Origin of the sequence: Flavobacterium taihuense (assembly GCF_019351435.1) — a bacterium.
Lineage (GTDB): Bacteria > Bacteroidota > Bacteroidia > Flavobacteriales > Flavobacteriaceae > Flavobacterium > Flavobacterium taihuense.
This window is the reverse complement of the sequence record NZ_JAHWYN010000052.1, coordinates 1-2,199: the sequence shown is the minus strand read 5'-3', so window position 1 is coordinate 2,199 and position 2,199 is coordinate 1. Positions and strand designations below refer to the sequence as shown.

The window sequence follows — 2,199 nt, the reverse complement described above, 5'->3', positions numbered from 1 at the left end:
CATAACAGCTACTACAACGGATTTGGGCAATAGGCTTAATGGGGAGTTATTTTTGTATTTGGATGATTTGGCAAATCCGAAAATAGGGATTAATTTAGTCCCAAACCCGTTGTAGTACCAGAACGTTATAGAGCAGTTGTGCCGAAATTACGCAGATAAAAACAATTAGAAAATAGACATTTGTTTACGCAGAAAGTTAACAAAGCAGAAGCGTGAAAATTGGAACTTGCCTGTAGAAATTTGAAAAGTTGAAACTTGAAAAGCAGAAGCGTGAAAGTCGGAATCTGCCAACAGAAACTTGAAAAGTTGAAGTGTGAAAAACAGAAACGTGAAAATTGGAATTTGTCAGCCGAAGCTTGAAATTCTTTGCGCAGAATTTATAATTAGAAAGTAAATAATTGAAAATAATACGCCGAAAATTACAAACCAAAAATTACAAACGTGAAAGTTGGAATTTGCCAACAGAAGCGTGAAAAGTTTACGGTTCAATCGTAATTTCGACAAAACAACCGCTCTATAACACACGCTACAAGCAATTTGGGGATTTGGCTTAATGGAAAAATGGTTTTGTATTTGGAAGATTTGGCAAATCCGAATAATGGGCTTAATTTAGTCCCAAACTGCTTTTAGCGCGGGGACGTTAGCGGTCAGGCTAAAATGACACCTCACAGTAAACAGAAACTATGACAGACGTAAACATATACAAAGGCGAGTTTTGCATTTCAACCGACAAGGTAAAATTAGACATTGACGCCATTCACGAATTTTTATCAACCAAAGCGTATTGGTGCATAAATATTCCGAAAGACAAGGTGCAAACTGCTATTGAAAATTCATTCTGCTTTGGTGTTTATCAAGACGAAAAACAAATTGGCCTTGCAAGAATCATTACCGATTTTTCAACGATTGCCTATTTGGGCGACGTATATATTTTAGAAGAATACAGAGGATTGGGGCTTTCTAAATGGTTAATGGAAACGGTTATGAACTATCCGAGTCTACAAGGTTTAAGACGTTGGATTTTACTCACAGGAGACGCACACGAGCTATATCGTAAATTTGGGTGGATAGACATTGCAGACCCAACCAAATGGATGGAACTTCATAATAAAAACGTTTATTCAAAATAACAATGACAGGACAAAAACCGAGCCCGATATAAGCCCGAACCGCTAACAGCTACTACAACAGATTTGGGTAATAGGCTTAATGGGAAGTTGGTTTTGTATTTGGGATGATTTGGCAAATCCGAAAATAGGTCTTAATTTAATCCCAAACCCGCTGTAGTACCAGAACGTTAGTGGCTATTTTAACCGAACCAAAACATAAAAAATTAAACATAACAGAAAATATATAATGAAAAAATTACTTTACTTAACTACAATTATATTAATGTCTTTTTCAACAATTCAAAATGAACCGATTGAAAGAATTGGCATAAAAGGTCCGATTGAATTTAACAAAACCGTATTTTCTCTTGCTTGGTCAGAAAAGCCAAACGCAAATTATTATGTTCAAGAATACTTGCCGAAAAATGAAACAGTCGAAAAATTTAATGAACTTATAACTGTAAATGTTTTTGTAATGGATGTGAGTGTTGAAAATGGAATTCAACAAAAAGTAAATGAACTTACTAAGCGAAAGGAAACTGACAAAGTATGTAATTTTAGCGTTATAAATAGTCCTGATGGTAAAGAAAGTATACTTGATTGTATCTTGAGTTCCGAAAAAAATGGAGAATTAGAAATTGTAGAATTTATAATCTATAGATACAAACAAATTGAACTAGAAAATCATAAAAAAGCACTACTTATATATTCATATTCGAAAAGAAGCTATGGAGAAAATATTACTCCATTTCTAAAGAAATTAGGGACGGAAAGAACAGATTTATTAAACGTAATGATTGCGAAAGAACTTCCGAATATAAAACTAAACGAGTAAAAAAAACAGCCACTAACAGCCACTACAACGGATTTGGGCATTTGGCTTAATGGAAAAATGGTCTTGTATTTGGAATATTTGGCAAATCCGAAAACAGGGCTTAATTTAATCCCAAACCCGCTGTAGTGCCAGAACGTTAGCAGGCATATTCACCGAACGAACAAAAAACAGAAAATGAAAAAAATCGCATTATTATTCATAATTTTTATTTCCACTAAAAGCATTTCGCAAACGAAAAATTTTATTGATTTACCT

At 34.1% G+C, this 2,199-nt stretch carries 2 protein-coding genes; both read left to right on the top strand.

Translation table 11 applies throughout. The features are described from left to right. The first annotated feature begins 683 nt into the window (after positions 1–683). Positions 684–1,130: a GNAT family N-acetyltransferase gene (locus tag KZH69_RS20315; protein WP_219319293.1), complete on the top strand. Its 447-nt coding sequence runs from the start codon at positions 684–686 to the stop codon at positions 1,128–1,130. Between the two features lie 226 nt (positions 1,131–1,356). After that, positions 1,357–1,944 carry an HI_0983 family protein gene (locus tag KZH69_RS20310; protein ID WP_219319292.1) on the top strand — a complete coding sequence of 196 codons (588 nt, stop codon included), beginning with the start codon at positions 1,357–1,359 and terminating at the stop codon, positions 1,942–1,944. The last annotated feature ends 255 nt before the right edge of the window (positions 1,945–2,199 follow it).